Consider the following 23,784-nt stretch of genomic DNA (forward strand, 5'->3'; position numbering starts at 1 on the left):
GGGACCTGTGCGACAGCGTAGTGACGTGGGTCACCACAGCGGAACGGGGGCCTTACCTAGCGGGTAGTAGCCCGGTAGCTTCTCGCCGGCGAGGCTGCGTTCGATTCGCTTTTGCATGCCCGCCGAAAGCTTGCCGGCCTTCATCAGATCCATGTACAGGGTTTGGACGTGGCCGAAGTCGAAGAAGTCACGCTGCCATTCGATGAGCTTGTCGGCGTTCAGCCGAAACCAACTGCCGCCGATGCCGTAGATCTCCTGTTGCCCGCCGTCGCCGTCGACAACGACCTGTTTCCAGAAGCCGACGATCTCGCCTTGCCGGTCGTCGATGATGACCTTCTGGTACGGGTACTGCCAGTTCTCCAGGCCTTCCATCTCCAGGCCGAGCGCGATGTCGCGGATCTCGTCGACCCCCACGCACATCACGTCTTCCTTGGGGCCGATGTTCCAGCCGTAGGTGGCGTCGGGGGCGTAGAAGTCGGCCAACGGCTTCCAGTTGCCCGCCTTTTCGCAGTCCTTGTTGGCCTGAAGCCAGCGCTGCACCCAGTCGTCGAGTTCGGAGCGGGTGAACCTAGACGATTCGGCCATTGTCAGTCTTCTTTCTCTTCGATGGACAGAGCCTGGGTGGGACAGGCCCACACGGCTTGCTCGATTTCTTTGCGGGCCTCTTCGGGCGGCTCGTCGTCGAGGATTTCGACCTGGCCGCGTTTAGGCACGCGGAAGTAGTCGGGCGCCTCCAGCTCGCACATCGCGTGCCCCTGGCACAGATCCAGGTCCGCTTTCACCTTGTAACCCATCTCAGCTCCTGCGGCGGTAGCGCACCTTGGCCGGCTGAGCCAGCTGCACCACCATCTTGGAATGGTCGTTGCGGTAGCTCTCCGACGGCTGGGTCATCTCGAATTCGTACTCGCGCAACAACACCGAGAAGATCGCCTTGATCTGCATGGTGGCGAACGCCGCTCCCACGCAGCGGTGCCGGCCCGCACCGAACGGGATCCAGGTCCACCGGTTGACCAGGTCTTCTTGCCGCGGCTCTTCGTAGCGCTCCGGCACGAAGTTGTCCGGGTCGGGGAAGTCCTCCGGGATGCGGTTGGAAATCGCCGGTGAGGCGGCGACGAAGTCGCCTTCGTGAATCGGGTAACCGCATACTTCGAATTCGCCCTTGGCCACCCGCATCAGGATGATCAGCGGCGGATGCAGCCGCAGCGTCTCCTTCAGTACGTTCTCCAGCCGCGGAATCTGGCGCAGCGCATGGAAACTCACCGACTGGCCGTCGGCGTAGAGCTCTGCGAGCTCCTCGATCACCCCGGCATAGACGTCGGGGTGGCGCATCAGCTCGATCAGCGTCCACGACGCGGTGCCGGAGCTGGTGTGGTGGCCGGCGAACATCAGCGAGATGAACATGCCGGTGACCTCGTCGGCCGAGAACCGCGCGTTGCCGTCCTCGTCCTTGATCGACACCAGCACGTCGAGCATGTCGCGGTCGCTCTTGTCGGCCGGCGGGTTGGCGATGCGCTGGTTCATGATCTCCTGGACCAACGCCACCAACCCTTTTCGGGCCTCGTCGCGGCGACGGAAGCTTTCGATCGGCAGGTAGGGATCGACATAGCACAACGGGTCGGTGCCGCGCTCGAGCTCGTGGTAGAGCTGGGCGAACCGGTGGTCGAGCTGCTCGCGGAATTTCGGGCCGATCAGACACGCGGTCGAGGTGTAGATGGTCAGCTCGGCGAAGAAGTCCAGCAGGTCGATTTCGCCTGTCTCGCCCCAGTTCTCGATCATTCGGCGCACTTCGCGTTCGATCGTGACGGCGTGGCTTTTCATGTGCTCGCCGCGCAGCGCGGAGTTGTGCAGCATCTCCTTGCGCCGCTCCGGGCTGGCGTCGAACACCACACCCTTGCCGAAGATCGGCGTCATGAACGGGTAGGCCTCGGCCTGGTCGAGGTCGTCGTCGCTGGAGCGGAAGAAGAACTCGTTGGCTTGCGCGCCGGACAGCAATACGACTTGCTTGCCGGCGAGCTGGAACCAGCCGACGTCGCCGCATTCGTCGCGGACCCGTCGCATCAGCCCGATCGGGTCGGTGCGGAACTCCTCGAGGTGGCCGTGTTCCTCCTCCCCGCCGGAGACGCGTGGAACTTCTTTGAGCTCTTGGCTTGTCACGATTCCTCCGGATACTTCAGTTGCTTGCGTTCGGCGGGCGCGTTGGCCAGCGGTGCCTCGGGTTGGATCTCCATCGACGTGATGAACCCGCCGCGCGGGGTCTCGGCGACGAAGGCGATTGCCCGGGCGAGGTCGGACGCGCGCAGGAAGTAGTCGTGGCGGGCCTGCCCCCACTTAGCCCAGTCTTCGAGCATCGGGCCGATGGACTCCGGCGGCAGGCTCCAGCCCATGCCGGTCTTGGTCGGGCCCGGGTGCACGATCGAAGCCCGCACACCGGTGCCCTCGAGTTCCATTTGCAGATTGGTGACCATCGCCGTCAGCGCCGCCTTGGCCGCGCCGTAGGCGCCCATGTGCGGGCGCTGGCGCAGCGCGACGTCGGACCCGACGAAGATCAGGTCGCCGCGTTGGCGTTCCAGCATTCCGGGCAGCACCGCGGTGGCCAACCGGTTGGCGCCGATGAGATGGATCTGCACCTGGGATTCGAAGACGTCGGTGCTGATTTCGTGCAGGCGACCGAAGAACGTGTCGCCGGCGCCGGTGATCAGCAGTTCGATGTCGCCGAGTTGCTCGGTCGCTTGGTGCACAAATGATTTGACCGACTCGGGTTCGGTGATGTCGAGGTGCAGCGCGACGGCTTCGCCGCCGTCGGCTTTGATCTTGTCGACCAACTCTTGGCATTTCTCGACGCGGCGCGCACCGAGGGCGACCGGGAAGCCGCGACCGGCGAGTTCGACCGCGGTTGCGGCGCCGATGCCCGACGACGCCCCGGCGACGATCGCGGGACGACGGGCCGGATGTGGTTCGAAGCGAGGCATTTACACGGTCTCCACGGTGATCGGCAGGTGGGCGAATCCGCGGACATTGCTGGAGTGGACGCGGACGACGTTGTCCTCGTCGACCTGGTAGCCGCGGGTTCGTGTCAACAGTTCGCTCAGTGCTACTCGCGCCTCCATCCGGGCCAGGTGCGCGCCCAGGCAGAAGTGTGCGCCGCTGCCGAAACTGACCAGCTTCGAGCCGATGTCACGGCCGATGCGGTACTCGTCGGGGTTGTCGAACACCCGGTCGTCGCGGTTGGCCGAGCCCGGAAGCAGCAGCAGCACATCGCCTTCGGGGAGCGTGGTGTCATACAGCGTGAATTCTTGCGCGACAGAGCGGGCCAGGATCTGGCTCGACGTGTCGTAACGCAGCGTCTCCTCCACCCACAGCGGGACCCTCGAGTGATCGGCGTACACGGTCGCCAGCTGGTCGGGATTCTTGAAGCCCCAATATGCGGCGTTGGCAAGCAGTTTGGTGGTGGTCTCGTTGCCGGCGACCACCATCAGGAACAGGAACGCCATGATTTCCTCGTCGGTGAGGCGGTCACCGTCGATCTCGGCCTCCAGCAGCGCCGACGTCAGGTCATCGCTGGGCTTTTTGCGGCGCTGGGCGACCATGTCGGCGTAGTACACCATCAACTCGGCGGAGGCTTGGATCGCCGACTCCGGAACGTCGGCCAGCCCGTCTTCGCGGTGCATGACGCCGTCGGCCAGTTCCCGGATATGGGCCCGGTCGGGTTCGGGCACGCCCATCAGCTCGGAGATGACGTCCATCGGCAGCTTGCCGGCGAATTCGGCGATGAAATCGAAACTTTCGGACTGCAGGGCAGAGTCCAAGTGTGCGACGGCCAGGTCGCGTACCCGCGGCTCGAGTTCGCGGATCCGCCGCGGCGTAAAGCCCTTGGAGACGAGCGTGCGGAGCCGCAGATGTCCGGGGTCGTCCATCGCGAGAAACGACATCACCTTGTGTGCGTCGGGGGTGCGCGACACCGGATCCAGCGATACGCCGTAGGCATTGGACAGCGCGGTGCTGTTGCGGAAGCCCTGCAGCACATCGTGATGGCGCGACAAGGCCCAGAACTTCAGCTCGTCGTTGCGGTACAGCGGAGCCTCGTCGCGCAGCCGCCGGTAGTACGGGTACGGGTCCTCGTGAAAGTCGTAATCGTAAGGGTCGAGCACCAATTCGGGTGTCTCTACAGCCATTAGTTGCCTTCTCCCAGTATTAGCCCCACCACGTAGCCCAGCCGGTCGGCGATCTGGTGGTAACTGAACGCGCCGCTGCCGGCCTGGACCAGCGCCCCGAAGAACGTCATCTCGAGGGCCGCCACCGTGCGCGGGTCGGCGTCGGGCCCGATCGCGGACGTGACGCGGCGATGGATCTCCGCGCCGATCCGGTCACGCACTTTGCGGACCGCCGCGTCGGCGCCGCCGCCGAGCAACGCCGTCGTGCAGGCCGCGGCGACTTCCGGTTCGTCGGCGACCACCAGCGCCAGGTGCCGCAGCGCCTTGTCCACCCGGACCGGCATCGGGTCGTTGACGTCGGTGAAGTAAGGCACCTGGCGGACCAGGTCCAGATAGACCTCGGCGATCAGGTGGTTCTTCGACGAGAAGTAGGTGTAGGCCGTCGCCGGCGCCACCTTGGCGCGGGCGGCCACCGCGCGCACGGTCAGGTCCGCGTACGACTTCTCTCGCAGGACCTCGATGCCGGCGGCCAGCACCTTGCGGAAAGTCTCTTCCTGCCTGCGGTTGCGCGGCGCCTCTCCGGCGTGGCGATCGGCGTCAGACGTGATCGCGGCCACTGCATCACTGGACACATGTCCAGGCTAACGGAAGTCGACGAGGGCAGGCAAGCCCGCAGGAAAAATGTGGGTCACTTGCTCCGCCGACGGCCAGGCGGCTATGGTTCGACTGGACTATTCCGGACAAGTGTCCATCGCAGTGAGGCGGGAGCGGAAGATGGCGTTACTGGCCGACGGAGCGAGCGCTCTGCTCATCGACGGAAAGCTGTCGCCGGGCAGTGCGGGAACCTTCCCGACGATCAACCCGGCCACCGAAGAGGTGCTGGGCACGGCCGCCGAGGGCACCGCCGACGACATGGGACGCGCCATCGAGGCGGCGCGCCGCGCCTTCGACGACACCGACTGGTCGCGCAACACCGAGCTGCGGGTGCGCTGCGTGCGGCAGCTGCGCGACGCGATGCGCGACCACCTGGAGGAATTGCGGGAGCTGACGATTGCGGAAGTCGGCGCCCCGCGGATGCTGACCGCGAGCGCCCAGCTCGACGGACCGATCGACGACTTGGCGTTCAGTGCCGACACCGCCGAGACCTATTCGTGGAACTCCGATCTCGGCGAGGCTGCCCCACTGGGGATCCCCACCCGCCGCACGATCGCCCGCGAAGCCGTCGGCGTCGTCGGCGCCATCACGCCGTGGAACTTCCCGCATCAGATCAACCTGGCGAAGCTCGGGCCGGCGCTGGCCGCCGGCAACACGGTCGTGCTGAAGCCTGCGCCGGACACGCCGTGGTGTGCGGCGGTGCTGGGCGAGCTCATCGTCGAACACACCGACTTCCCGCCCGGGGTGGTCAACATCGTCACCTCCAGCGACCACAGCGTCGGTGCGCTGTTGGCCAAAGACCCTCGGGTGGACATGATTACGTTCACCGGGTCGACGGCCACCGGCCGCAGTGTGATGGCCGACGCCGCCGCCACGATCAAGAAGGTCTTTCTGGAGTTGGGCGGCAAGTCGGCGTTCCTGGTGCTCGACGACGCCGACCTGAACGGCGCGGTCTCGGTGTCGGCGTTCTCGGCATGTATGCACGCCGGGCAGGGCTGCGCGATCACGACCCGGCTGGTGGTGCCGCGCTCACGCTACGACGAGGCGGTCGGCATCGCGGCGGCCACCATGGGTTCGATCAAGCCCGGTGACCCTTCTGACCCGGGAACGGTTTGCGGCCCGCTGATCTCAGAGCGTCAGCGCGATCGGGTGCAGGGGTACCTGGATCTGGCTGTGGCAGAAGGTGGTTCGTTCGCATGCGGCGGCGGCAGACCCGCAGATCGCGCAATCGGGTTCTTCATCGAGCCGACGGTGATCGCCGGGCTGGGCAACGACGCCCGCGTCGCCCGGGAGGAGATCTTCGGGCCGGTGCTGACCGTGATCGCCCACGACGGCGACGACGACGCGGTGCGCATCGCCAACGATTCGCCATATGGGTTGTCGGGCACCGTCTTTGGCGACCCGGAACGCGCGGCTGCGGTGGCCTCACGGTTGCGGGTGGGCACGGTCAACGTCAACGGCGGCGTCTGGTATTCCGCGGATGCGCCGTTCGGCGGCTACAAGCAGTCCGGAAACGGCCGGGAGATGGGGTTGCTTGGTTTCGAGGAATACCTCGAAACCAAGGTGATCGCGAGTGGCCAGTTATGACACGGAATTTCGCAAAAAGCGTGCAATAACTGGCCATTCGGCGGAAGGAGAAGCATGAGATTCGAAAACAAGGTCGCGATCGTCACCGGGTCCGGCGGCGGCATCGGCCAGGCCTACGCCGAGGCCCTGGCTCGTGAAGGGGCGGCGGTGGTGGTGGCCGACATCAACGCCGAGGCGGCCGAGGGCGTGGCCAAGCAGATCACCGCCGACGGCGGCACCGCTCTGGCCGTGCCGGTCGACGTGTCCGACCCGGCGTCCGCCAAGGCGATGGCCGACCGCACGCTGTCCGAGTTCGGCGGCATCGACTACCTGGTGAACAACGCGGCGATCTTCGGTGGCATGAAGCTGGATTTCCTGCTCACCGTCGACCCCGAGTACTACAAGAAGTTCATGAGCGTCAACCTCGACGGCGCACTCTGGTGTACCCGCGCGGTGTACAAGAAAATGGCCAAGCGCGGCGGCGGCGCGATCGTCAACCAGTCCTCCACGGCGGCGTGGCTGTATGCGAACTTCTACGGCCTGGCCAAGGTCGGGATCAACGGCTTGACTCAACAACTTTCGCGTGAGCTGGGCGGCCAGAACATCCGGATCAACGCGATCGCGCCAGGTCCCATCGATACCGAGGCCAACCGGACCACCACTCCCAAGGAGATCGTCGACGACATCGTCAAGGGTCTTCCGTTGTCCCGGATGGGAACTCCCGAGGACCTGGTCGGCATGTGCTTGTTCCTGTTGTCCGACGAGGCGTCGTGGATCACCGGACAGATCTTCAATGTCGACGGCGGACAGATCATCCGGTCATGAGCAGTGACGTAAAGCTCGGCTACATCGGGCTGGGCAATATGGGTGCACCGATGGCCAAGCGGCTGGTCGACTGGCCGGGCGGGGTCACGGTTTTCGACGTGCGAACCGAAGCGATGACGCCGCTGGCCGAAGCGGGCGCCATCCTGGCCGACGGCGTGGGCGACGTCGCCGCCGCTGACATCATCAGCGTCACCGTCCTCGACGACGCACAGGTGCGTGACGTTGTCGGCCAACTCGCATCACGTGTAAAGCCGGGTACGGTCATCGCAATCCATTCCACGATCAGCGACACCACCGCCGTCGAACTCGCCGAAGAGCTGAAACCGCAAGGGATTCACATCGTGGACGCGCCGGTCAGCGGCGGCGCCGGTGCTGCGGAGAAGGGTGAGCTGGCCGCCATGGTCGGCGCCGAGCGCGACGTCTACGAGCGGATCAAGCCGGTCTTCAAGCAGTGGGCGTCGCTGGTCATACACGCCGGCGGACCGGGCGCCGGGACGCGAATGAAATTGGCCCGCAACATGTTGACGTTCACTTCGTACGCCGCGGCATGTGAGGCGATGAAGCTGGCCGAGGCGGCAGGACTGGACTTGCAAGCGCTGGGCAGAGTGGTGCGTCATACCGACGCCCTCAGCGGCGGGCCCGGTGCGATCATGGTGCGGGACGACATGAAACCCCTTGAGCCAGACCACTTCCTGTACCAGCCGTTCCTGCACACCCGCGGGCTGGGCGAGAAGGACCTGAGCCTGGCGCTGGCATTGGGCAAGGCGGTATCGGTGGAATTGCCGCTGGCCGAACTGGCCATTCAGCAGTTGGCCATTGGCCTCGGCTTGCCGCATACAGAAAAGAGTCAGGATGGATGAGTTGCGCCGCAAGGGCCTCGAGAAGATGAACGAGGTCTATGGCTGGGAGATGCCCAACGTCGAGGGCGACCCGTACTTCGACCTGACCGTCGATCACCTGTTCGGCAGTATCTGGACCCGGCCGGGATTGTCGATGCGGGACAAGCGGATCATGACGCTGACCGCGGTGACGGCAATCGGAAACCGCGACCTCGCTGAGATCCAAATCAACGCTGCGCTTCTCAACGGCGAACTCACCGAGACCGAATTGAAGGAGATGGCCGTCTTCCTCACCCACTATCTGGGATTCCCGCTGGGCTCGGCGCTGAACGGCGCCGTCGACGCCGTGGTGGCAAAGCGCAAGAAGGGCGCCGGAGAAGACAAGAAGGCCAACGTCGACGCCGCGGTGAAGATGCACAAGGGCGAGTAGTCACGCAGTGACCGCCGAGGCCACCCAGCGACGCAGATACCGGCGCAGCTCCGCACCTTGCCGCGGCGGACGGCCGGGGTCGATGACGAACGACTGGATGATGCGCAGCAAGTGCTCACCCAGCTCGCCCACCTCGTCATCGTCCAAACCCGCTGCCGTCCAATCGACGTCGAAGCGCCGCAACATCGCGTTGGCGAATTGCAGGGCCACGTCCGACGTGACGTCCGCCGTGAACGCGTTGTGGCGGTCGGGAGCAAGCAACAGCCCGATGTGTTTGTCGTTGGGTAGCCATTCCAGCGCGGTGGCGATCCCCTCGGTGACCGCGTCGACGGGATCGGTGATCCCCGACAGGTGCGCAGCCAACCGGTCGAGGAAGCCGGTCGCAGCCTGTGTCGCCGCCGCGACCAGCAGTGCGTCGGTGCCGGGGAAGTACCGGTACACCGTCTGACGGGTAACCCCGAGCGCGCGTGCCACGTCGGCGATGCTGATGTCGGCGCCGCGCTCGTCGATGGCCTTGCTGGCCGCGGAAAGAATCCGGGCGACGGCCTCCTCGTCGGATGCCGGGGTTGCGCCGGCCCAGCCGTGGGTGCGCACTATCCGTGATAAGAGACTTGCAGGTCTTTGATGCCGTTGATCCAGCCGGACCGAAGTCGTTCCGGTTCCGCAACTTTGGTGATGTTCGGCAGCTGGTCGGCGAGCTCGTTGAAGATCAGCTTGATCTCCATGCGGGCGAGGTTGGCGCCGATGCAGTAGTGGGCGCCGTTCCCGCCGAAGCTCAGGTGCGGATTCGGGTCGCGCAGGATGTTGAACTCGAAGGGCCGGTCGAAGACCTCCTCGTCGAAGTTGGCCGAGCTGTAGAACAGTCCGGCCCGCTGGCCTTCTCGGATGGTGACGCCACCGACCTCGACGTCCTTGCGGGCGGTCCGCTGAAAGCAGTGCACCGGCGTTGCCCAGCGGACGATTTCGTCGACGGCGGTCTCCGGGCGCTCCCGCTTGTAGAGCTCCCACTGGTCGGGATAGTCGGAAAACGCGTTGATGCCGTGCGTCATCGCATTGCGGGTGGTCTCGTTGCCGGCGACCGCCAGCAGGATGACGAAGAACGCGAATTCGGTCTCGCCCAACGATTCTCCGTCGATGTCGGCCTGGACCAGCTTGGTGACGATGTCGTCGGCCGGGCAGCGACGACGCTCTTCGGCCATGGTGTAGGCGTAGCCCATCAATTCGGCGTTGGCCGTCGTGGGGTCACTGTCGAAGTCCGGGTCGTCGGTGTTCATGATGGCGTTGGTCCACGCGAACAGCCGCTCACGGTCGGCCTCCGGTACCCCGATCAGGTCGGCGATCGCCAGCAGAGGCAGCCGCATCGCAACGTCGTCGACGAAGTTGCCGGAGTCCTTCTCAGCCGCGGTCCGCACGATGTCGCGGGCGGCCGTCGCCAGCTTCTCCTCGAGCGTGGCCACCGATCGCGGGGTGAAGAGCCGGGAGACCAGCTTGCGCAGTCGCGTGTGCTCCGGTGGGTCGTGGTTGATCAGCAACGCCTTGGTGAGTTCCAGTTGGTCGGCCGTCATGCCGTCGGGGAACCGCATCACGGCGCCCTTGGCGTTGGTGGACCACAGGTCGTTGTCCCGGGAGATCTCCTTGATGTCCCGGTGGCGGCTGATGACCCAATATCCGCCGTCGTCGAAGACGGTCGCGCCAGACGGCTGCTCGTTCCACCAGACCGGCGCGGTCCTGCGGAGTTGGGCGAACTCCGCGACGGGCATCCCGCGTTTGAGCAGGTCGGGGTCGGTGAAGTCGAAGCCCGCCCCGAACGGACAGGCACGCTCGATTGTCGTCATGTGTCGTCGCCTCCCTGAGTGATCTGACGCACACCCCAGTGTCTAGACCATACACTCAGCTGTCAAGTGTATGGCCGTGAGGGCGCTATAGGCTGACGTCTCGTGCGCGTCCTGGTGATCGGCTCCGGTGCCCGTGAACATGCGTTGCTGGTAGCGCTCGGCAAGGACCCGCAGGTCGACGCGCTGGCGATCGCACCGGGCAACGCCGGCACCGCGGCCGTGGCCGAGCAGCATCAGGTGGACATCACTTCGGGGGACGAGGTCGTCGCACTGGCCCGAAAGGTGGAGGCCGATCTGGTCGTCATCGGCCCCGAGGTTCCGCTGGTGCTCGGGGTGGCCGACGCCGTGCGTGACGCGGGTATCGCCTGCTTCGGCCCCAGCAAGGACGCGGCCCGCATCGAGGGCTCCAAGGCGTTCGCTAAGGACGTGATGGCCGCGGCCGGCGTGCGCACCGCGTCCAGCGAAATCGTCGACAACCCAGCGCATTTGGATGCCGCGTTGGATCGGTTTGCCGGTGAGCCGGCCTGGGTGGTCAAAGACGACCGGCTGGCGGCGGGTAAGGGCGTGGTGGTGACACAGGACCGGGGTGTTGCGCGCTCACACGCCGCCGGTCTCCTCGAAGCCGGACATCCGGTCCTGTTGGAGTCCTATCTCGACGGCCCCGAAGTGTCGCTGTTCTGTCTCGTCGACGGCAAAACCGTGGTCCCGCTGCTGGCGGCCCAGGACTTCAAGCGGGTTGGCGACGGCGACACCGGCCCCAACACCGGCGGCATGGGCGCCTACGCCCCGCTGCCGTGGCTGCCCGACGATGTGTATAGCGACATGGTCTCTGGGATCGTGGAACCCGTTGCGGCCGAACTGGTCCGGCGCGGTTGCCCGTTTTCCGGGCTGCTGTATGCCGGCCTGGCGATCACCTCCAACGGACCGGCGGTCATCGAATTCAATTGCCGCTTCGGCGATCCGGAGACGCAGTCGGTGCTGGCGTTACTGGAATCGCCGCTGGGGCAACTGCTGCATGCGGCGGCCACCGGCCGCCTGTCCGACTTCGGCGAACTGCAATGGCGTGACGCCGCCGCCGTCACTGTGGTGCTGGCGGCGGAGAACTATCCGGGCCGGCCGCGAGTGGGTGACGTCGTCGTGGGCGCGGACGCCGACGGGGTGCTGCATGCCGGGACGGCCCGGCGCGACGACGGCGCGATCGTGTCGTCGGGCGGCCGGGTGCTCTCGGTGGTCGGCACGGGCGCGGATCTGGCCGCCGCGCGCGAGGCCGCGTATGGGGTTCTCCAGTCAATCAAGTTGCCGGGCGGGCACTTTCGCAGCGACATCGCTCTGCTGGCCGCAGAAGGGAAGGTCCGGCTCTAGAACCCGGCGGCTTGGCCGTCGCGGCGGGGGTCGCTGACCGCAAGGTAACCGCCGTCGAGTCGCCAGATCGCTTGGCAGCTGCCGAACTTGTTGTAGTCGTCCACGGCGACCAGTTCGTGACCGCGGGAACGGAGCTCGTCGAGCGTCGCCAGCGAAAACCCGCTCTCACAAGCGATCTGGTTGCCCTGCACCCAACGGAACCGGGGACCGTCGCAGGCCGCCTGTGGGTTCTGGCCGTGGTCGACGATGCGCACTACCACCTGCAAATGGCCCTGCGGCTGCATGGTGCCGCCCATCACCCCGAAGCTCATCACCGGAACGCCGTCTTTGGTCATAAAGCCCGGGATGATCGTGTGGTACGGCCGCTTGTTGGGCCCGACCCGGTTCGGATGGCCTTCCGCGACAGCGAATTCCGTGCCGCGGTTCTGCAAGGCGATCCCGGTGCCCGGCACCACCACGCCGGAACCAAAGCCCATGTAGTTGGACTGAATCATCGACACCATGACGCCTGATGCGTCCGCGGCGGTGAGATACACCGTGCCGCCTCGCGGGGTTCCGGCGGAGGCCGGCTTCGCCCGCGTCGGGTCGATCAGCGCCGCCCGTTGCGCCAGGTAGTCCTCGTCGAGTAGGCGCTCCGGGCGCAGCGGCATGTGGTCGATGTCGGCCACATAGGCGTGCGCATCGGCGAACGCGAGCTTGACCGCCTCGATTTGCAGATGCACGCTGTCGGCGGAATCCGGTGCGTACGAGGTCAAGTCGAAGTGTTCGAGGATGCCGAGGGCGATCAATGCGACGATGCCCTGGCCGTTGGGCGGAATCTCGTGGATCGTGTAGCCACGGTAGTCGATGCCGATCGTGTCGACCCAGTCGGCGCGATGCGCGGCCAGGTCGCTGGCGCGCATGGCGCCGCCGTGCGCGGTTGCGTGCTGCTCGAGTCGCGCCGCGAGCTCTCCGCGGTAGAACGCCTCCCCGTGGGTCGTCGCGATCTTCTCCAGCGTGGCGGCGTGGTCGGGCAACCTGACCAGCTCACCGGCGTGCGGCGCCCTGCCGCCGGGCATGAACACCTCCGCGAACCCGGGCTGCGATGCGAAGACGGGCACTTGCGCCGCCCATTGCGCCGCGACAATCGGTGAGACGACGAACCCGTTGCGCGCGTAGGTAACAGCCGGCTCGAAGAGGCGCTCGAACGGCAGCCTGCCGAACTTGGCGTGCAGTTCGACCCATGCGGACACGGCGCCAGGGACGGTGACCGAATTCCATCCGAACGCCGGAACTGCGTTGCCGCCGAAGTACTCCGGCGTCCACGCCGCGGGCGACCGGCCCGACGCGTTCAGCCCGTGTAGCCGCCGGCCGTCCCAAACGACGGCGAACGCGTCGGAGCCGATGCCGTTGGACACCGGCTCCACCACGGCCAGGGTGATCGCGGTCGCCACCGCCGCGTCGACCGCGTTGCCGCCGTCGGCGAGCATCCGAAGCCCGGCCTGGGCGGCCAGCGGCTGCGACGTGCAGACCACGTTCTGGGCCAGAACGGGCGTGCGCGGCCACGTGTAGGGAAAGTCCCAGGCGAACGGCACGGTCACTGTCCGAACCTTTCCGCGAGTGCACGCCGGTCGAGCGAACTAACGTATCCGAGGGCGCCGGCAAGAATCGCGAACTTGATGAGCGCAGCGATCTGCGCTAGCCGCGCACCCTCAAATTGCCAGCATTTCGTATGCGCGTCTGGGAGCTGGAGCCGGGTCGGCTGATGGTGTCCCGGCCGGACCGCCGAGCTGGTCACGAGATTCATTGGAAAGCTCGCCGGATGAGGTCGATGAAGGCCTGGGCCGCTGCGTTCACGCCGTCGTCGTCGTTGGTGGCAACGAGATCCAGCAACAGGCCCCGGATCACGGCCAGGCCCAAGCGGGCGAGAGCAGGATCGGTTGTGCCGTCGCTCATTTCGTCAACTTCGTGCAACCAGCTGTCGACGGCCCCGGGGATCATCCGCGTGTACGGGTCCTCACCTTGCGCCCCCCGCGCGTAACACTCGAAAAAGAGTCGCTCGAACGGGCGAAGCTCGGGCCGTCGAACGTCGGCCCACATCGCGGCCGTCCCTTCGGCTGGGTCGGCGGGCAGGTCATGGAGAACCATCCTCTGCCTGCGCTCGACCTCTTCGACTATGGCCAATAGCAGTTCGCTGCGAGAACCGAAGTGGTGCAGCAGCATTCGATGGCTGGTACCTACCGCTTCGGCGATGTCGCGCAGGGAGCGGTCGCCAATCCCACCCGACGCGAACTCCTGCGTGAGAGCGTCGAGGAGCTCGCGGCGCCGCTCGGCGTCAGGACGCCGGGCCATCAAGTCGCCGACGCTGCTCGCTTCGTGTCTTGAGGCCCTGCGCCTCGAGTTCGAGATAGCGGCGGGTCATCCCGCGCATAAGTCGGCCGGCCAATGCGCCGATCGGGCCGCGTTGATCGATCTGCTGCCGGACCAGGGTGCAAGCGTCGGTGGCGACGACGTCGTGCCGGGCGACAGCCGAGCCACCTGGAGATCGCTGCACCCAGGTCCATGAGGTACCCGGGAGCACCTCGGTGACCTCCCACACGAGCTTGGGCATCCGCGGCTGCTTGATCTCGAACCGTTTGCCGACGGCCAGCCCCGGTCCGTCGATGGCGACCAAGCGGGTGACCGAGGCCGTCCATTCCGGCCAGCGCTCGACATCGCTGAACACGTCCCATACCAGCGAGGCCGGCGCGTCGATCTCAACACTGCTCTCCGTAATCATGTACCAAATGGTACATGGAATGGATGAGCGCTGTCCCTCCTTATCGTCGCCATTACGGTAGTTGTTACTATTACCGGCTATGCCGAAGCCCGTCATCGTCAGCGCCGTCCGGACCGCCATCGGAACGTCGTTCAAAGGATCCCTTGTCAACACGCCCGCCGAGGTGCTGGCGACCACCGTTCTGACCGAGGCGGTCCGGCGCGCCGGAATCGAACCAAGCGTCATCGATGACGTGGTCTTCGCCGAATCCCATTACGGTGGAGGCGATTTGGCGCGCTATGCCGCAGCCGCGTCGAACATGGTGTCGGTGCCCGGGCAGGCCGTCAACCGGCACTGCGCCGGCAGCCTGACCGCCGTTGCCAACGCCGCCGCCCAGATCGGCTCCGGAGTCGAGCGCGTCGTGGTGGGCGGGGGAGTGCAGTCGCTGTCGACGGGCCCGCTGATGAACTGGCGCATTCCCGGGCCGACGCTGGAGTTCGAGGAACGCTGGATGCCGCCCACCCATGTGGAGACCCCCGACGCGCCCACCCGCGACATGTCCATCACCGTGGGCTGGAACACCGCCCAAGCGGTCGGCATCACCCGCGAAGAGATGGACGCGTGGGCGCTGCGGTCGCATCAACGTGCGATCGCCGCGATCGACGCCGGCAAGTTCGCCGACGAAATCGTCCCCCTGAAGATCCAAACGCCCGACGGCTCGTTGGTGGAATTCAGCGTGGACGAACACCCGCGCCGCGACACCAGCATGGAGAAGCTGGCCTCGCTCAAAGTACTGCATCCAGAGATCGAGGGATTCTCGATCACCGCGGGCAACAGCAGCGGCACCAACGACGCGGCCGCCGCGCTGACACTGGCCGACGCCGAGTTCGCGCGCGCCGCCGGGCTCACGGTGTTGGGCGCCGTCAAAACCTGGGCATCCGTCGGGGTCGAACCGAGAGACACCGGCCTGGGCGCAGTGCGGGTGATCGGCAAGGTGCTCGACCGCGCGGGGCTGGCGCCCGGCGACGTCACACTCTGGGAGATCAACGAGGCGTTCGCCTCGGTGCCGATCGCCGCATGCCGGGAGTACGGGCTCGACGAGGACCGGGTCAACATCTACGGCAGCGGCTGCAGCCTGGGCCACCCGATCGCGGCCACCGGCGCGCGGATGCTCACCACGCTGGTGCACGAGCTGGGTCGTCGCGGCGGCGGCGTCGGGGTTGCCGCGATGTGCGCGGGCGGCGGCCAGGGCGGCGCGGTCGTCGTCGAGGTCTAAACCTCAGGTCGAGCAGGCGACCGTGCACTACGCCGTGAGCAGCGGTGCCATCCACGTCAGCTCGGCCGGCAGCTGCGAGCTCCAAAACGACGCGTCGTGCCCACCGGGCGAAAACCCACCCGCCGGGGGATTGGGTAACTGCGCGACGAACTGCTTCGTCGCGCCGTAGAACGGGTCGCTGTTGCCGCAGTCCACTCGAATCGGGATTGACGCCAGCGCAGGCATTCCGAACACCGAGTTGGCCGACCAGTCGTCGGCGCCGTCGAACGCACCGGGTGCGGCCGCCCCGGACGAGGTCCACAACGCCGGGCTCACCGCGCAAATCGCCGCCGTGCGGGCCGGTCCGAGCCGACCGCCCAGCAACAGCGCGCCGTAGCCGCCCATCGACCACCCCAGAAACGCCACCCGCGAGGTGTCCAGGCCCTGACCGCCGAGCATCGGGATGAGCTCGTTCAGCACCATCGCACCCGAGTCCTCCCCGGAAGCCCTTTTGTGCCAATAACTTCCGCCGCCGTCGACGGCGACCACCGCGAACGGCGGCAGGCCGGCGTTGACGGCCTGGGCCAGGCCCTGCTCGACGCCGCCGGCCATCACAGTGGACGCGTCAGAGCCCTTGCCGTGGAGCGCGATCACCGGGCGCAGCGCCTTGGTCTGGCCGGGCGGACGGGCGATCGCCCAGTTTGTCGTCACGCCGCCGCGCGCCGCCGACACAAACGAACCGGTCGTCATCGTCGGCGCCGCGGCGGGCGCCGGTTCCAGCGGTGCGGGAGCCAGGGGCGAGGCCACCGAGGCTCGCGCGGGGAGCAATACCTGAGCGCCGACCGCGCCGGCGGCCAAGCCCGCGCCAAGGCGCAAGACGGTGCGACGGCTCAGGTCTGGCATGCCGGACATCTTATGGCCGCGTAGTCGTTTGTCCGAAAGGGCAATGCGGTCCCTGCCCGACTGGCAGCATGAGTTGAGTGACAGCAGCTGTCACTCCCAAGGGAGAACGTCGGCGGTACGCGCTGGTCAGCGCGGCTGCTGAGCTGTTGTGCGAAGGCGGGTTCGAAGCAGTGCGGCACCGGGCGGTCGCACGCCGGGCGGGCCTACCGCTGGCGTCGACCACCTACTACTTCTCGTGTCTGGACGACCTGATCGCCAGCGCCGTCTCGCATGTCGGGATGCTGGAGGTGGCTCAGCTGCGGGCCCGGGTTGCAGGGCTGTCCCGGCGCCGCCGCGGCCCGGAGACCACCGCCGACGTACTCGTCGACCTGCTCGTCGGCGACGAATCCGGACCCCGCCTCACCGAGCAGCTGATCTCGCGCTACGAGCGCTATATCGCCTGCGCCCGGCTGCCCGCATTGCGCGACATTCAGCGCCGGAATCTGCGCCAGCGCGCCGACGCCGTCGCCGAGGCGATCGAGCGGTCGGGACGCTCGGTGCGGCTCGAGCTGGTGTCGGCGTTGATTTGCGCCGTCGACGGCGCGGTAGTCTCGGCGCTGGTCGACGACCGGCAGAGTGCGCGGGATGTCGCGCGGGCCACGGTGATCGACATCATCGACGTGCTGGCGCCGTTCGACCAGCGGCCCGTGCAGATTTGAGTTCACGCCGGTCTCGTCGGCGGGCAATTCCGGGGAGGCGCGATGGATTCGGGGGTCGTCGCGGAGCAGCCCCGGCTGCGCCGGGTGATGGGCCCGGGCCTGCTGCTGTTGTTCATCCTCGGCGACATCTTGGGCACCGGCGTATACGCGTTGATCGGCGATGTGGCCGCCGAAGTGGGGGGTGCGGCGTGGGTCGCGTTTCTGCTGGCGTTTTTGATCGCCGCGGTGACTGCGTTGAGCTACCTGGAATTGGTGACCAAATACCCGCAGGCGGCCGGAGCGGCGCTGTATGCGCAAAAGGCGTTCGGCAATCAGTTTGTGACGTTTCTGGTGGCGTTCGTCGTGATGTGCGCGGCCATCACGTCGGCGTCGACGGCATCGCGGTTCTTCGCGGCCAACTTTGTCGTCGCATTCCACTTCGGTTGGGGCACTGCGGGGGTCACCGCGATTGCGCTGCTATTCATGGCGGTGCTCGCCGCGGTCAACCTGCGCGGGGTGGGCGAGAGCGTCAAGCTCAACGTCGTGCTGTCCGGCATCGAGATCACCGGGTTGTGCCTGGTGATCTTCGCCGGGTTGTGGGCCTTCGTCGGCAGTCAGCACGTCGACTACTCGAGGGTGATGGCGTTCGACACCGGCGACAAAAGCGTTTTCGTGGCGCTGACCACCGCGACATCGCTGGCGTTTTTCGCAATGACCGGTTTCGAGGACTCGGTCAACATGGCCGAGGAGACCAAGAACCCTGTCCGGATTTTCCCGAGGGTCCTGCTGGCCGGGTTGAGCATCGCGGCACTCGTCTACATCGTCGTGGCGATCGTGTCGGTGGCGTTGGTGCCCATCGGTGAGTTGAAGACCAGCGACACACCGCTGATCGACGTCGTGCGGCTCGGGGCGCCGGGCTTGCCGATCAAGGATGTGCTGCCGTTCATCTCGATGGTTGCAGTGTCCAACACCGCGCTGATCAGCATGCTGATGGCCAGCCGATTGATCTACGGAATGTCTCGCCAGCAGGTGTTGCCGACGGTGCTCGGCGCAGTGAGCCGGGCACGGCGGGCGCCGTGGGTGGCGATCCTGTTCACCACGGCGATCGCGTTCGCGGTGATCCTCTATGTCACCGCGTTCGCCAACAGCGACGCGATCGAGGTGCTCGGCGGGACGACGTCGCTGCTGTTGCTGGCGGTTTTCACGATGGTCAATGTCGCCGTGCTGGTGCTGCGCCGCGACACACGGGCCGGTCGCCGCCACTTCAAGACGCCGGCAGCGCTGCCGGTCGTCGGATGTGTGGCGTCGCTGTATCTGGTGACGCCGCTATCGGGCCGGCCCGGTCAGCAATACCTATTGGGCGCCATCTTGGTGATGAGCGGAGTGGTGCTGTCGTTGCTGACCGTGGTGCTCAAGCGTCGTCGGCCCGACGCTCCGCGTTGACGGAGAGCTCGCGCAGCGCAGCCAGCTCCAGCGCAGCCTCCTCGAGTAGCGCGGCGAGGCGGGTGAGCCGCTGTTCGATTTCGTCGGGGTCGCGTTCGGGCTCCTTAGGTGCGGACCGGTCGAGCGGAAGCGATGGCGTAAGTATGTAGCCCGTCAGGTAGTCGCCGTAGACGGTCACGTCGTCGGGACGGTGATGCCAATACAGCGCGACGTACGCGCACAGCACGGCGTCGACGGGATCTTCGTCGCGGTCGAGCTGCCCGGGCCGGGTCGCGGCCTCGACGCGTTTTCGTAGCTCCACCCAGGACACATTGCGGTTGACCCGCAGCCGAGGTGTGGCGGTGTCGAGCTCCTCGATCAGCGTCATCAGCTGCAGCAGCGCACGCTGCCGGTCCCCGAATGCGCCCCGCTTGTATTTCAGGGTCTTCGGTAAACCGAACAACACGACCGTCGCCGGATGTGGGTACACCTCGATCGCCCGTCGCGTCGCGGTCGATGCAGGGTCCATGTCGAGACCGAGCGCGGCGGCGATCCGGGCGCCACGGGGATGTTTGAATTCGGGCCGTTCGGCGAATGCCGGACGCGCCCCCGCCTCGAAGCGTCCGAAGTCACGATTGAGGGCGGCCTCGCAGGGTCGGTACCCGGTCGGATTCTTCACGATCAGCGGCGCGTCGATGGCTACCACGCAGTCGTCGCCGACGTACGGCGCCACCGCCTCCTCGAGGCTTGCGTCGTCCTGCGCGGTGCCGAGATGCAGCAGCCGGCCGTCGGCGTCGACGACGGCGATGCCGCTCTGGTTGATTTCTCCCCAGGCAAGGTCGACGCCAACAAAGTGCATCTGCTCAGCTTGCCGCATCCCGACCGTAAGCTGTGACGTTGTGAGCATCCCGAATGTGCTGGCCGGCCGCTACGCCAGCGCCGAGATGGTGGCGATCTGGTCGCCGGAGGCCAAGGTGGTCGCCGAGCGACGACTGTGGCTGGCGGTGCTGCGGGCGCAGACGGAACTGGGTATTGAGGTTCCCGCCTCCGTTCTTGCTGACTACGAGCGGGTGCTCGACGACGTCGACCTGGGCTCGATCGCCGCCCGCGAGCGGGTGCTGCGCCACGACGTCAAGGCCCGCATCGAGGAATTCAACGCGCTGGCCGGCCACGAACACGTGCACAAGGGCATGACCAGCCGCGACCTCACCGAGAACGTCGAGCAGCTGCAGATCCGCCGATCGCTGGAGCTGGTGTTCTCCCATGGGGTGGCGGTGGTGGCCCGGTTGGCCGAGCGGGCGGTGACCTACCGCGACCTGGTGATGGCCGGGCGCAGTCACAACGTCGCCGCGCAGGCCACCACGCTGGGCAAACGGTTCGCCTCCGCGGCGCAGGAGACACTGATTGCGTTGACCCGGCTGCGCGAGCTGATCGACCGCTACCCGCTGCGCGGCATCAAAGGCCCGATGGGCACTGCGCAGGACATGCTCGACCTGCTGGGTGACCGGACGAAGCTCGCCGTGCTCGAGCAGCGTGTTGCCGAATTCCTGGGATTCTCAACGGTTTTGACGAGTGTCGGGCAGGTGTATCCGCGGTCGCTGGACCACGACGTGGTCTCGGCGTTGGTGCAGTTCGGTGCGGGCCCGTCGTCGCTGGCGCACACCATCCGCCTGATGGCCGGGCATGATCTGGTCACCGAGGGTTTCGCGCCCGGGCAGGTCGGCTCGTCGGCGATGCCGCACAAGATGAACACCCGCAGCTGCGAGCGGATCAACGGCCTGCAGGTGGTGCTGCGCGGCTATGCCTCGATGGCCGCCGAGTTGGCCGGCGCGCAGTGGAACGAGGGCGACGTGTTCTGTTCGGTGGTGCGCCGAGCCGCATTGCCGGACAGCTTCTTTGCCGTCGACGGGCAGATCGAGACGCTGCTGACCGTGCTCGACGAGTTCGGCGCCTACCCGGCGGTGATCCAGCGGGAGCTGGACCGCTACCTGCCGTTCCTGGCGACGACCAAAGTGTTGATGGCCGCGGTGCGCGCCGGGATGGGCCGCGAAGCCGCCCACGAAGTGATCCGCGAACACGCCGTGGCGGCCGCGCTGGCGATGCGCGACGGCGCCGACCCCGACCTGCTGGACCGGCTGGCGGCCGACCCGCGGCTGCCGTTGGACCGGACCGCGCTGGACGCCGCGCTGGCCGACAAGCAGGCATTCATCGGCGCCGCAGGCGATCAGGTGGACGCGGTGGCCGCGGCGGTGGACGCACTGGTCGCCCGCTATCCGGACGCGGCCAAATACACGCCGGGTGCCATCCTGTAACGCCATGACCGTCTGCGACTTCGATCTCACCGATCTGGACAACTTCGCCGACGGATTCCCGCACGACCTGTTCGCCATCCATCGCCGCGAAGCGCCGGTGTTCTGGCACCAGCCCACCGAGCACACGCCCGACGGCGAAGGATTCTGGTCGGTGGCCACCTACGCCGAAACCCTTGCGGTGCTTCGCGATCCGGCGACATACTCCTCGGTCACCGGTGGGCAGCGGCCGTTCGGCGGCACATTGCTGCAGGACTTGTCCATCGCGGGCCAGGTTCTCAACATGATGGACGACCCTCGGCATTCGCAAATCCGGCGGCTCGTCAGCTCCGGGCTGACCCCGCGAATGATCCGCCTGGTCGAGGACGATCTTCGGGCCCGGGCGCGCCGGCTGCTGGACGCGGTGGTGTCGGGCGAACCAGTCGATTTTCTGGTCGACATCGCCGCAGAGCTGCCCATGCAGATGATCTGCATTCTGCTGGGAGTGCCGGAATCCGAACGGCATTGGTTGTTCGAGGCTATCGAGCCACAGTTCGACTTCGGCGGGTCCCGCAAAGCGTCCCTCTCGCAGCTCTCGGTCGAAGAGGCCGGGTCGCGGATGTACACCTACGGCCAGGAACTGATCGCCGCCAAGCGCGCCCAGCCGACCGACGACATGCTGTCGGTAGTCGCCAACGCGACGCTTGACGGCGCAGAGGCGCTGTCGGATCTCGAGTTGTACCTATTCTTTTCCCTGCTGTTCAGCGCCGGTGCGGAGACGACGCGCAACGCGGTCGCCGGCGGGTTGCTCGCCCTCGCTCAGCATCCGGCTCAATTGCGGGCGCTGCGTGACGATCTCGACCTGCTGCCGAGCGCCGTCGAGGAGATCGTTCGGTGGACGTCGCCGTCACCGTCTAAGCGGCGAACCGCCACCCGTGACGTTACGCTCGGCGGAGCGTCGATCCGGGCCGGGCAGAAGGTACAGATCTGGGAAGGCTCGGCCAACCGCGACGAGAAGGTGTTCGACCATGCCGACGAGTTCGACATCACCCGAAAACCGAACCCGCACTTGGGTTTCGGACAGGGAGTGCACTACTGCCTGGGTGCCAACCTGGCCCGGCTGGAACTGCGGGTGCTGTTCGAGGAACTGCTCTCGCGGTTCAGCGCAGTGCGGGTAGTGCAGCCCGTCGAATGGACTCGCAGCAACCGGCACACCGGCATTCGGCATTTGGTGGTGGAGCTATCCGGCTGACGCCGGACGTCTTCTCGGCGGTGATGGCGACCGGCATCCTGTCCATCGCCGCACGCAACCATCACTACTGGCGGACCAGTGACACGCTCGGAGTCCTGGCGTCGGCCGGCCTGCTCGTACTGGTTGCGGTGGTCGTCGTCGGCAATCGCCGTACCGCCCGGTGGGACCTGAGCGATCCCGACGTCACGCTGCGACTCTTCACGTTCGTGGCGGCATGCGCCGTGCTCGACAGTCGGCTGGCGTCGGATCGTGTGGTGGCCTGGGTGCTCGGTGTGACAGCGCTGTCGGCCTGGCTGGTCTTGACCGCGCTGACCGCACGCAACATGTCGAGGCGACGGTGGACGGCGTTGCGGGATCAAGCCCACGGGGCATGGGAACTGGCCAGCGTGGGCACGTCCGGTTTGGCGATCGTCAGCAGCCAGGACGCGCGGTACACCGGTCACCACTGGTGGCTGGCGGTCGCGGTGCCCATCTGGATCGTGGCCCTCATGCTCTACGGTCTGATGACCTGGCTGATCCTGTGGCGGGCGGTCGCCGAGCGCCAGGACCGCGACGGATTCGAACCGGACACCTGGATTCTGATGGGCGCGTTGGCCATCGCCACGCTGGCCGGCGACGGCATCCACCCACTCGCGCCCGGATGGCTGGCCGGAGCCGTGCGCGCCGTGACGATAGTGACCTGGGTGGCGGCCACGCTGTGGATACCGCCGCTGATCTACTTCGGGCTGCACCGGATCACCCGGCGTCCCGAGGTGCTGCAGTTGACCGGAGCGTGGTGGACGTTGGTGTTCCCGCTGGGCATGTACTCGGTGGCCACCCACGCCATGGCCGTCGAGATCGGTGTGCGGTCCATGCGGACCGTGTCGCTGGTGTTCTTCTGGAATGCGTTGGCGGCCTGGGTGATTGTGGTCGTCGCCAGTCTTCTGCGATTTCGGCGCTAACGCCGAATCCCCGCCGAGCGCAACTCTAGGTCGGCCAGCTCGTGGATGGCGGCGAGATCTTCGCGGCGCCAGGCGCCGACCGGATCGGCGCTCACGGCGCTGAGCCTGCGCAGGGGCCGATTAGCCAACGCCCGCAGCGCCAGCAGCTGTTCGCCGGCCGGGGTGGCCGCCAGCGCCGTCACCGTCCATTTGCGCCGGAAGAACCGCACCCGCAGCACCAGCCACGGCATCACCACAGCGAGAATGGGCGGCGCAGCGACCGCCCCGGCCAGCACCACCGCCAGCCAGGTCGCCGTCGTGTCCAGGTTGTGCCCGGCGCCGGCGATGTCGAGAGCGGCCTTGCTGGCCGCCGTCAACGGCTTGCTGACCGCGTCGCCGACCAGCGGGATGCGGTCGGCGCTGTGACCCGCCGACGCGAGGTTTCCCGCCACACCGTGCGCGCCGCCTTCGACCTGCCGGCCGACCTCGGCGATCGTCGACACCGCGCTGTGCACGGCCAGGCCGACGAGCACCCAGCCGAATGTCCATGCCGCGATGACGACGTCACTGAAGAGCTGGGCCAGCAGCCGGCCCGGAGTAGTGGCATAAGGCAGGAAGCGCGACTTCATAGCCCGATCCCAGCACAGTGTGGCGCGGCAACCGACCAT

At 66.8% G+C, this 23,784-nt stretch carries 25 protein-coding genes; 11 read left to right on the forward strand and 14 right to left on the reverse strand.

Features of this window, described 5'->3' with window-relative positions; genetic code table 11:
• Positions 1–30 precede the first annotated feature (30 nt).
• The 6 genes from G6N47_RS10765 to G6N47_RS10790 are packed head-to-tail and all read right to left on the reverse strand — an operon-like array spanning position 31 to position 4,783.
• Positions 31–585, reverse strand: a complete 555-nt coding sequence (locus tag G6N47_RS10765; RefSeq protein ID WP_083130972.1) for a hypothetical protein — start codon at positions 583–585, stop codon at positions 31–33.
• A gap of 2 nt (positions 586–587) precedes the next feature.
• Positions 588–794, reverse strand: coding sequence for a ferredoxin (locus G6N47_RS10770; protein WP_083130971.1), 207 nt, complete (start codon positions 792–794; stop codon positions 588–590).
• A gap of 1 nt (position 795) precedes the next feature.
• Positions 796–2,154, reverse strand: a complete 1,359-nt coding sequence (locus tag G6N47_RS10775) for a cytochrome P450 (protein ID WP_083130970.1) — start codon at positions 2,152–2,154, stop codon at positions 796–798.
• Positions 2,151–2,969, reverse strand: coding sequence for an SDR family oxidoreductase (locus tag G6N47_RS10780; protein ID WP_083130969.1), 819 nt, complete (start codon positions 2,967–2,969; stop codon positions 2,151–2,153). The genes G6N47_RS10775 and G6N47_RS10780 overlap by 4 nt, the downstream gene beginning before the upstream one ends.
• Positions 2,970–4,172 (reverse strand): cytochrome P450, encoded by a 1,203-nt coding sequence (locus G6N47_RS10785; RefSeq protein WP_083130968.1) that lies wholly within the window; start codon positions 4,170–4,172, stop codon positions 2,970–2,972.
• The gene (locus G6N47_RS10790) at positions 4,172–4,783 is read right to left on the reverse strand and encodes a TetR/AcrR family transcriptional regulator (RefSeq protein ID WP_083130967.1); all 612 of its coding nucleotides are present in this window, start codon (positions 4,781–4,783) and stop codon (positions 4,172–4,174) included. Before G6N47_RS10790 ends, G6N47_RS10785 begins: the two co-directional genes overlap by 1 nt.
• A gap of 142 nt (positions 4,784–4,925) precedes the next feature.
• On the opposite strand from G6N47_RS10790, the gene G6N47_RS10795 reads away from it, so the two are divergent.
• Genes G6N47_RS10795 through G6N47_RS10810 form a run of 4 tightly spaced genes read left to right on the forward strand, consistent with a single transcriptional unit; the run spans position 4,926 to position 8,465 of the window.
• Positions 4,926–6,392, forward strand: a complete 1,467-nt coding sequence (locus G6N47_RS10795) for an aldehyde dehydrogenase (protein WP_083131233.1) — start codon at positions 4,926–4,928, stop codon at positions 6,390–6,392.
• Positions 6,393–6,446: 54 nt separating this feature from the next.
• On the forward strand, positions 6,447–7,196 hold the full coding sequence (locus G6N47_RS10800; protein ID WP_083130966.1) for an SDR family oxidoreductase: 750 nt from the start codon (positions 6,447–6,449) through the stop codon (positions 7,194–7,196).
• Positions 7,193–8,056, forward strand: coding sequence for an NAD(P)-dependent oxidoreductase (locus tag G6N47_RS10805; RefSeq protein ID WP_083130965.1), 864 nt, complete (start codon positions 7,193–7,195; stop codon positions 8,054–8,056). The genes G6N47_RS10800 and G6N47_RS10805 overlap by 4 nt, the downstream gene beginning before the upstream one ends.
• Complete coding sequence (locus G6N47_RS10810) at positions 8,049–8,465, forward strand: carboxymuconolactone decarboxylase family protein (protein WP_083130964.1); 417 nt, start codon at positions 8,049–8,051, stop codon at positions 8,463–8,465. The genes G6N47_RS10805 and G6N47_RS10810 overlap by 8 nt, the downstream gene beginning before the upstream one ends.
• Here the strand turns inward: G6N47_RS10810 and G6N47_RS10815 are convergent, their stop codons facing one another.
• Together G6N47_RS10815 and G6N47_RS10820 are read right to left on the reverse strand one after the other, a co-directional pair.
• Positions 8,466–9,059: a TetR/AcrR family transcriptional regulator gene (locus tag G6N47_RS10815; RefSeq protein WP_083130963.1), complete on the reverse strand. Its 594-nt coding sequence runs from the start codon at positions 9,057–9,059 to the stop codon at positions 8,466–8,468.
• Positions 9,059–10,300: a cytochrome P450 gene (locus tag G6N47_RS10820; RefSeq protein WP_083130962.1), complete on the reverse strand. Its 1,242-nt coding sequence runs from the start codon at positions 10,298–10,300 to the stop codon at positions 9,059–9,061. The genes G6N47_RS10815 and G6N47_RS10820 overlap by 1 nt, the downstream gene beginning before the upstream one ends.
• Positions 10,301–10,402: 102 nt before the next feature.
• Here G6N47_RS10820 and purD point away from each other — a divergent pair, with 102 nt between their 5' ends.
• Positions 10,403–11,662 carry a phosphoribosylamine--glycine ligase gene (gene purD / locus G6N47_RS10825; protein ID WP_083130961.1) on the forward strand — a complete coding sequence of 420 codons (1,260 nt, stop codon included), beginning with the start codon at positions 10,403–10,405 and terminating at the stop codon, positions 11,660–11,662.
• Here the strand turns inward: purD and ggt are convergent.
• From ggt to G6N47_RS10840, 3 genes are all read right to left on the reverse strand, one after another.
• Complete coding sequence (gene ggt, locus G6N47_RS10830) at positions 11,659–13,242, reverse strand: gamma-glutamyltransferase (RefSeq protein WP_083130960.1); 1,584 nt, start codon at positions 13,240–13,242, stop codon at positions 11,659–11,661. The two genes, purD and ggt, sit on opposite strands and share 4 nt — an antisense overlap.
• Before the next feature lie 202 nt (positions 13,243–13,444).
• Positions 13,445–13,993 (reverse strand): TetR/AcrR family transcriptional regulator, encoded by a 549-nt coding sequence (locus tag G6N47_RS10835; RefSeq protein ID WP_083130958.1) that lies wholly within the window; start codon positions 13,991–13,993, stop codon positions 13,445–13,447.
• The gene (locus G6N47_RS10840; RefSeq protein WP_083130957.1) at positions 13,977–14,420 is read right to left on the reverse strand and encodes an SRPBCC family protein; all 444 of its coding nucleotides are present in this window, start codon (positions 14,418–14,420) and stop codon (positions 13,977–13,979) included. Before G6N47_RS10840 ends, G6N47_RS10835 begins: the two co-directional genes overlap by 17 nt.
• 79 nt (positions 14,421–14,499) lie before the next feature.
• Here G6N47_RS10840 and G6N47_RS10845 point away from each other — a divergent pair, with 79 nt between their 5' ends.
• The gene (locus G6N47_RS10845; RefSeq protein WP_083130956.1) at positions 14,500–15,675 is read left to right on the forward strand and encodes a thiolase family protein; all 1,176 of its coding nucleotides are present in this window, start codon (positions 14,500–14,502) and stop codon (positions 15,673–15,675) included.
• A gap of 27 nt (positions 15,676–15,702) precedes the next feature.
• Here the strand turns inward: G6N47_RS10845 and G6N47_RS10850 are convergent, their stop codons facing one another.
• Positions 15,703–16,566, reverse strand: a complete 864-nt coding sequence (locus G6N47_RS10850) for an alpha/beta hydrolase-fold protein (RefSeq protein WP_083130955.1) — start codon at positions 16,564–16,566, stop codon at positions 15,703–15,705.
• A 68-nt stretch (positions 16,567–16,634) separates the two neighbouring features.
• On the opposite strand from G6N47_RS10850, the gene G6N47_RS10855 reads away from it, so the two are divergent.
• Complete coding sequence (locus tag G6N47_RS10855; protein ID WP_083130954.1) at positions 16,635–17,255, forward strand: TetR/AcrR family transcriptional regulator; 621 nt, start codon at positions 16,635–16,637, stop codon at positions 17,253–17,255.
• Positions 17,256–17,297: 42 nt separating this feature from the next.
• A complete protein-coding gene (locus G6N47_RS10860; RefSeq protein ID WP_232080174.1) occupies positions 17,298–18,677 on the forward strand; it encodes an APC family permease in 1,380 nt (459 codons plus the stop codon).
• On the opposite strand, the gene G6N47_RS10865 is transcribed toward G6N47_RS10860, so the two are convergent.
• Positions 18,646–19,515: a DUF429 domain-containing protein gene (locus G6N47_RS10865; protein ID WP_083131232.1), complete on the reverse strand. Its 870-nt coding sequence runs from the start codon at positions 19,513–19,515 to the stop codon at positions 18,646–18,648. The two genes, G6N47_RS10860 and G6N47_RS10865, sit on opposite strands and share 32 nt — an antisense overlap.
• Before the next feature lie 40 nt (positions 19,516–19,555).
• Between G6N47_RS10865 and purB the strand changes: the two genes are divergently transcribed.
• Genes purB through G6N47_RS10880 form a run of 3 tightly spaced genes read left to right on the forward strand, consistent with a single transcriptional unit; the run spans position 19,556 to position 23,137 of the window.
• Positions 19,556–20,968, forward strand: a complete 1,413-nt coding sequence (gene purB / locus G6N47_RS10870) for an adenylosuccinate lyase (protein WP_083130953.1) — start codon at positions 19,556–19,558, stop codon at positions 20,966–20,968.
• A gap of 4 nt (positions 20,969–20,972) precedes the next feature.
• On the forward strand, positions 20,973–22,196 hold the full coding sequence (locus G6N47_RS10875) for a cytochrome P450 (RefSeq protein WP_083130952.1): 1,224 nt from the start codon (positions 20,973–20,975) through the stop codon (positions 22,194–22,196).
• Positions 22,136–23,137 carry a tellurite resistance/C4-dicarboxylate transporter family protein gene (locus G6N47_RS10880; RefSeq protein ID WP_083130951.1) on the forward strand — a complete coding sequence of 334 codons (1,002 nt, stop codon included), beginning with the start codon at positions 22,136–22,138 and terminating at the stop codon, positions 23,135–23,137. The genes G6N47_RS10875 and G6N47_RS10880 overlap by 61 nt, the downstream gene beginning before the upstream one ends.
• Here G6N47_RS10880 and G6N47_RS10885 read toward each other — a convergent pair.
• Positions 23,134–23,745 carry a hypothetical protein gene (locus G6N47_RS10885; RefSeq protein ID WP_083130950.1) on the reverse strand — a complete coding sequence of 204 codons (612 nt, stop codon included), beginning with the start codon at positions 23,743–23,745 and terminating at the stop codon, positions 23,134–23,136. The genes G6N47_RS10880 and G6N47_RS10885 overlap by 4 nt on opposite strands.
• Positions 23,746–23,784: the final 39 nt, after the last annotated feature.

Origin of the sequence: Mycobacterium branderi (assembly GCF_010728725.1) — a bacterium.
GTDB classification, from domain to species: Bacteria; Actinomycetota; Actinomycetes; order Mycobacteriales; family Mycobacteriaceae; genus Mycobacterium; species Mycobacterium branderi.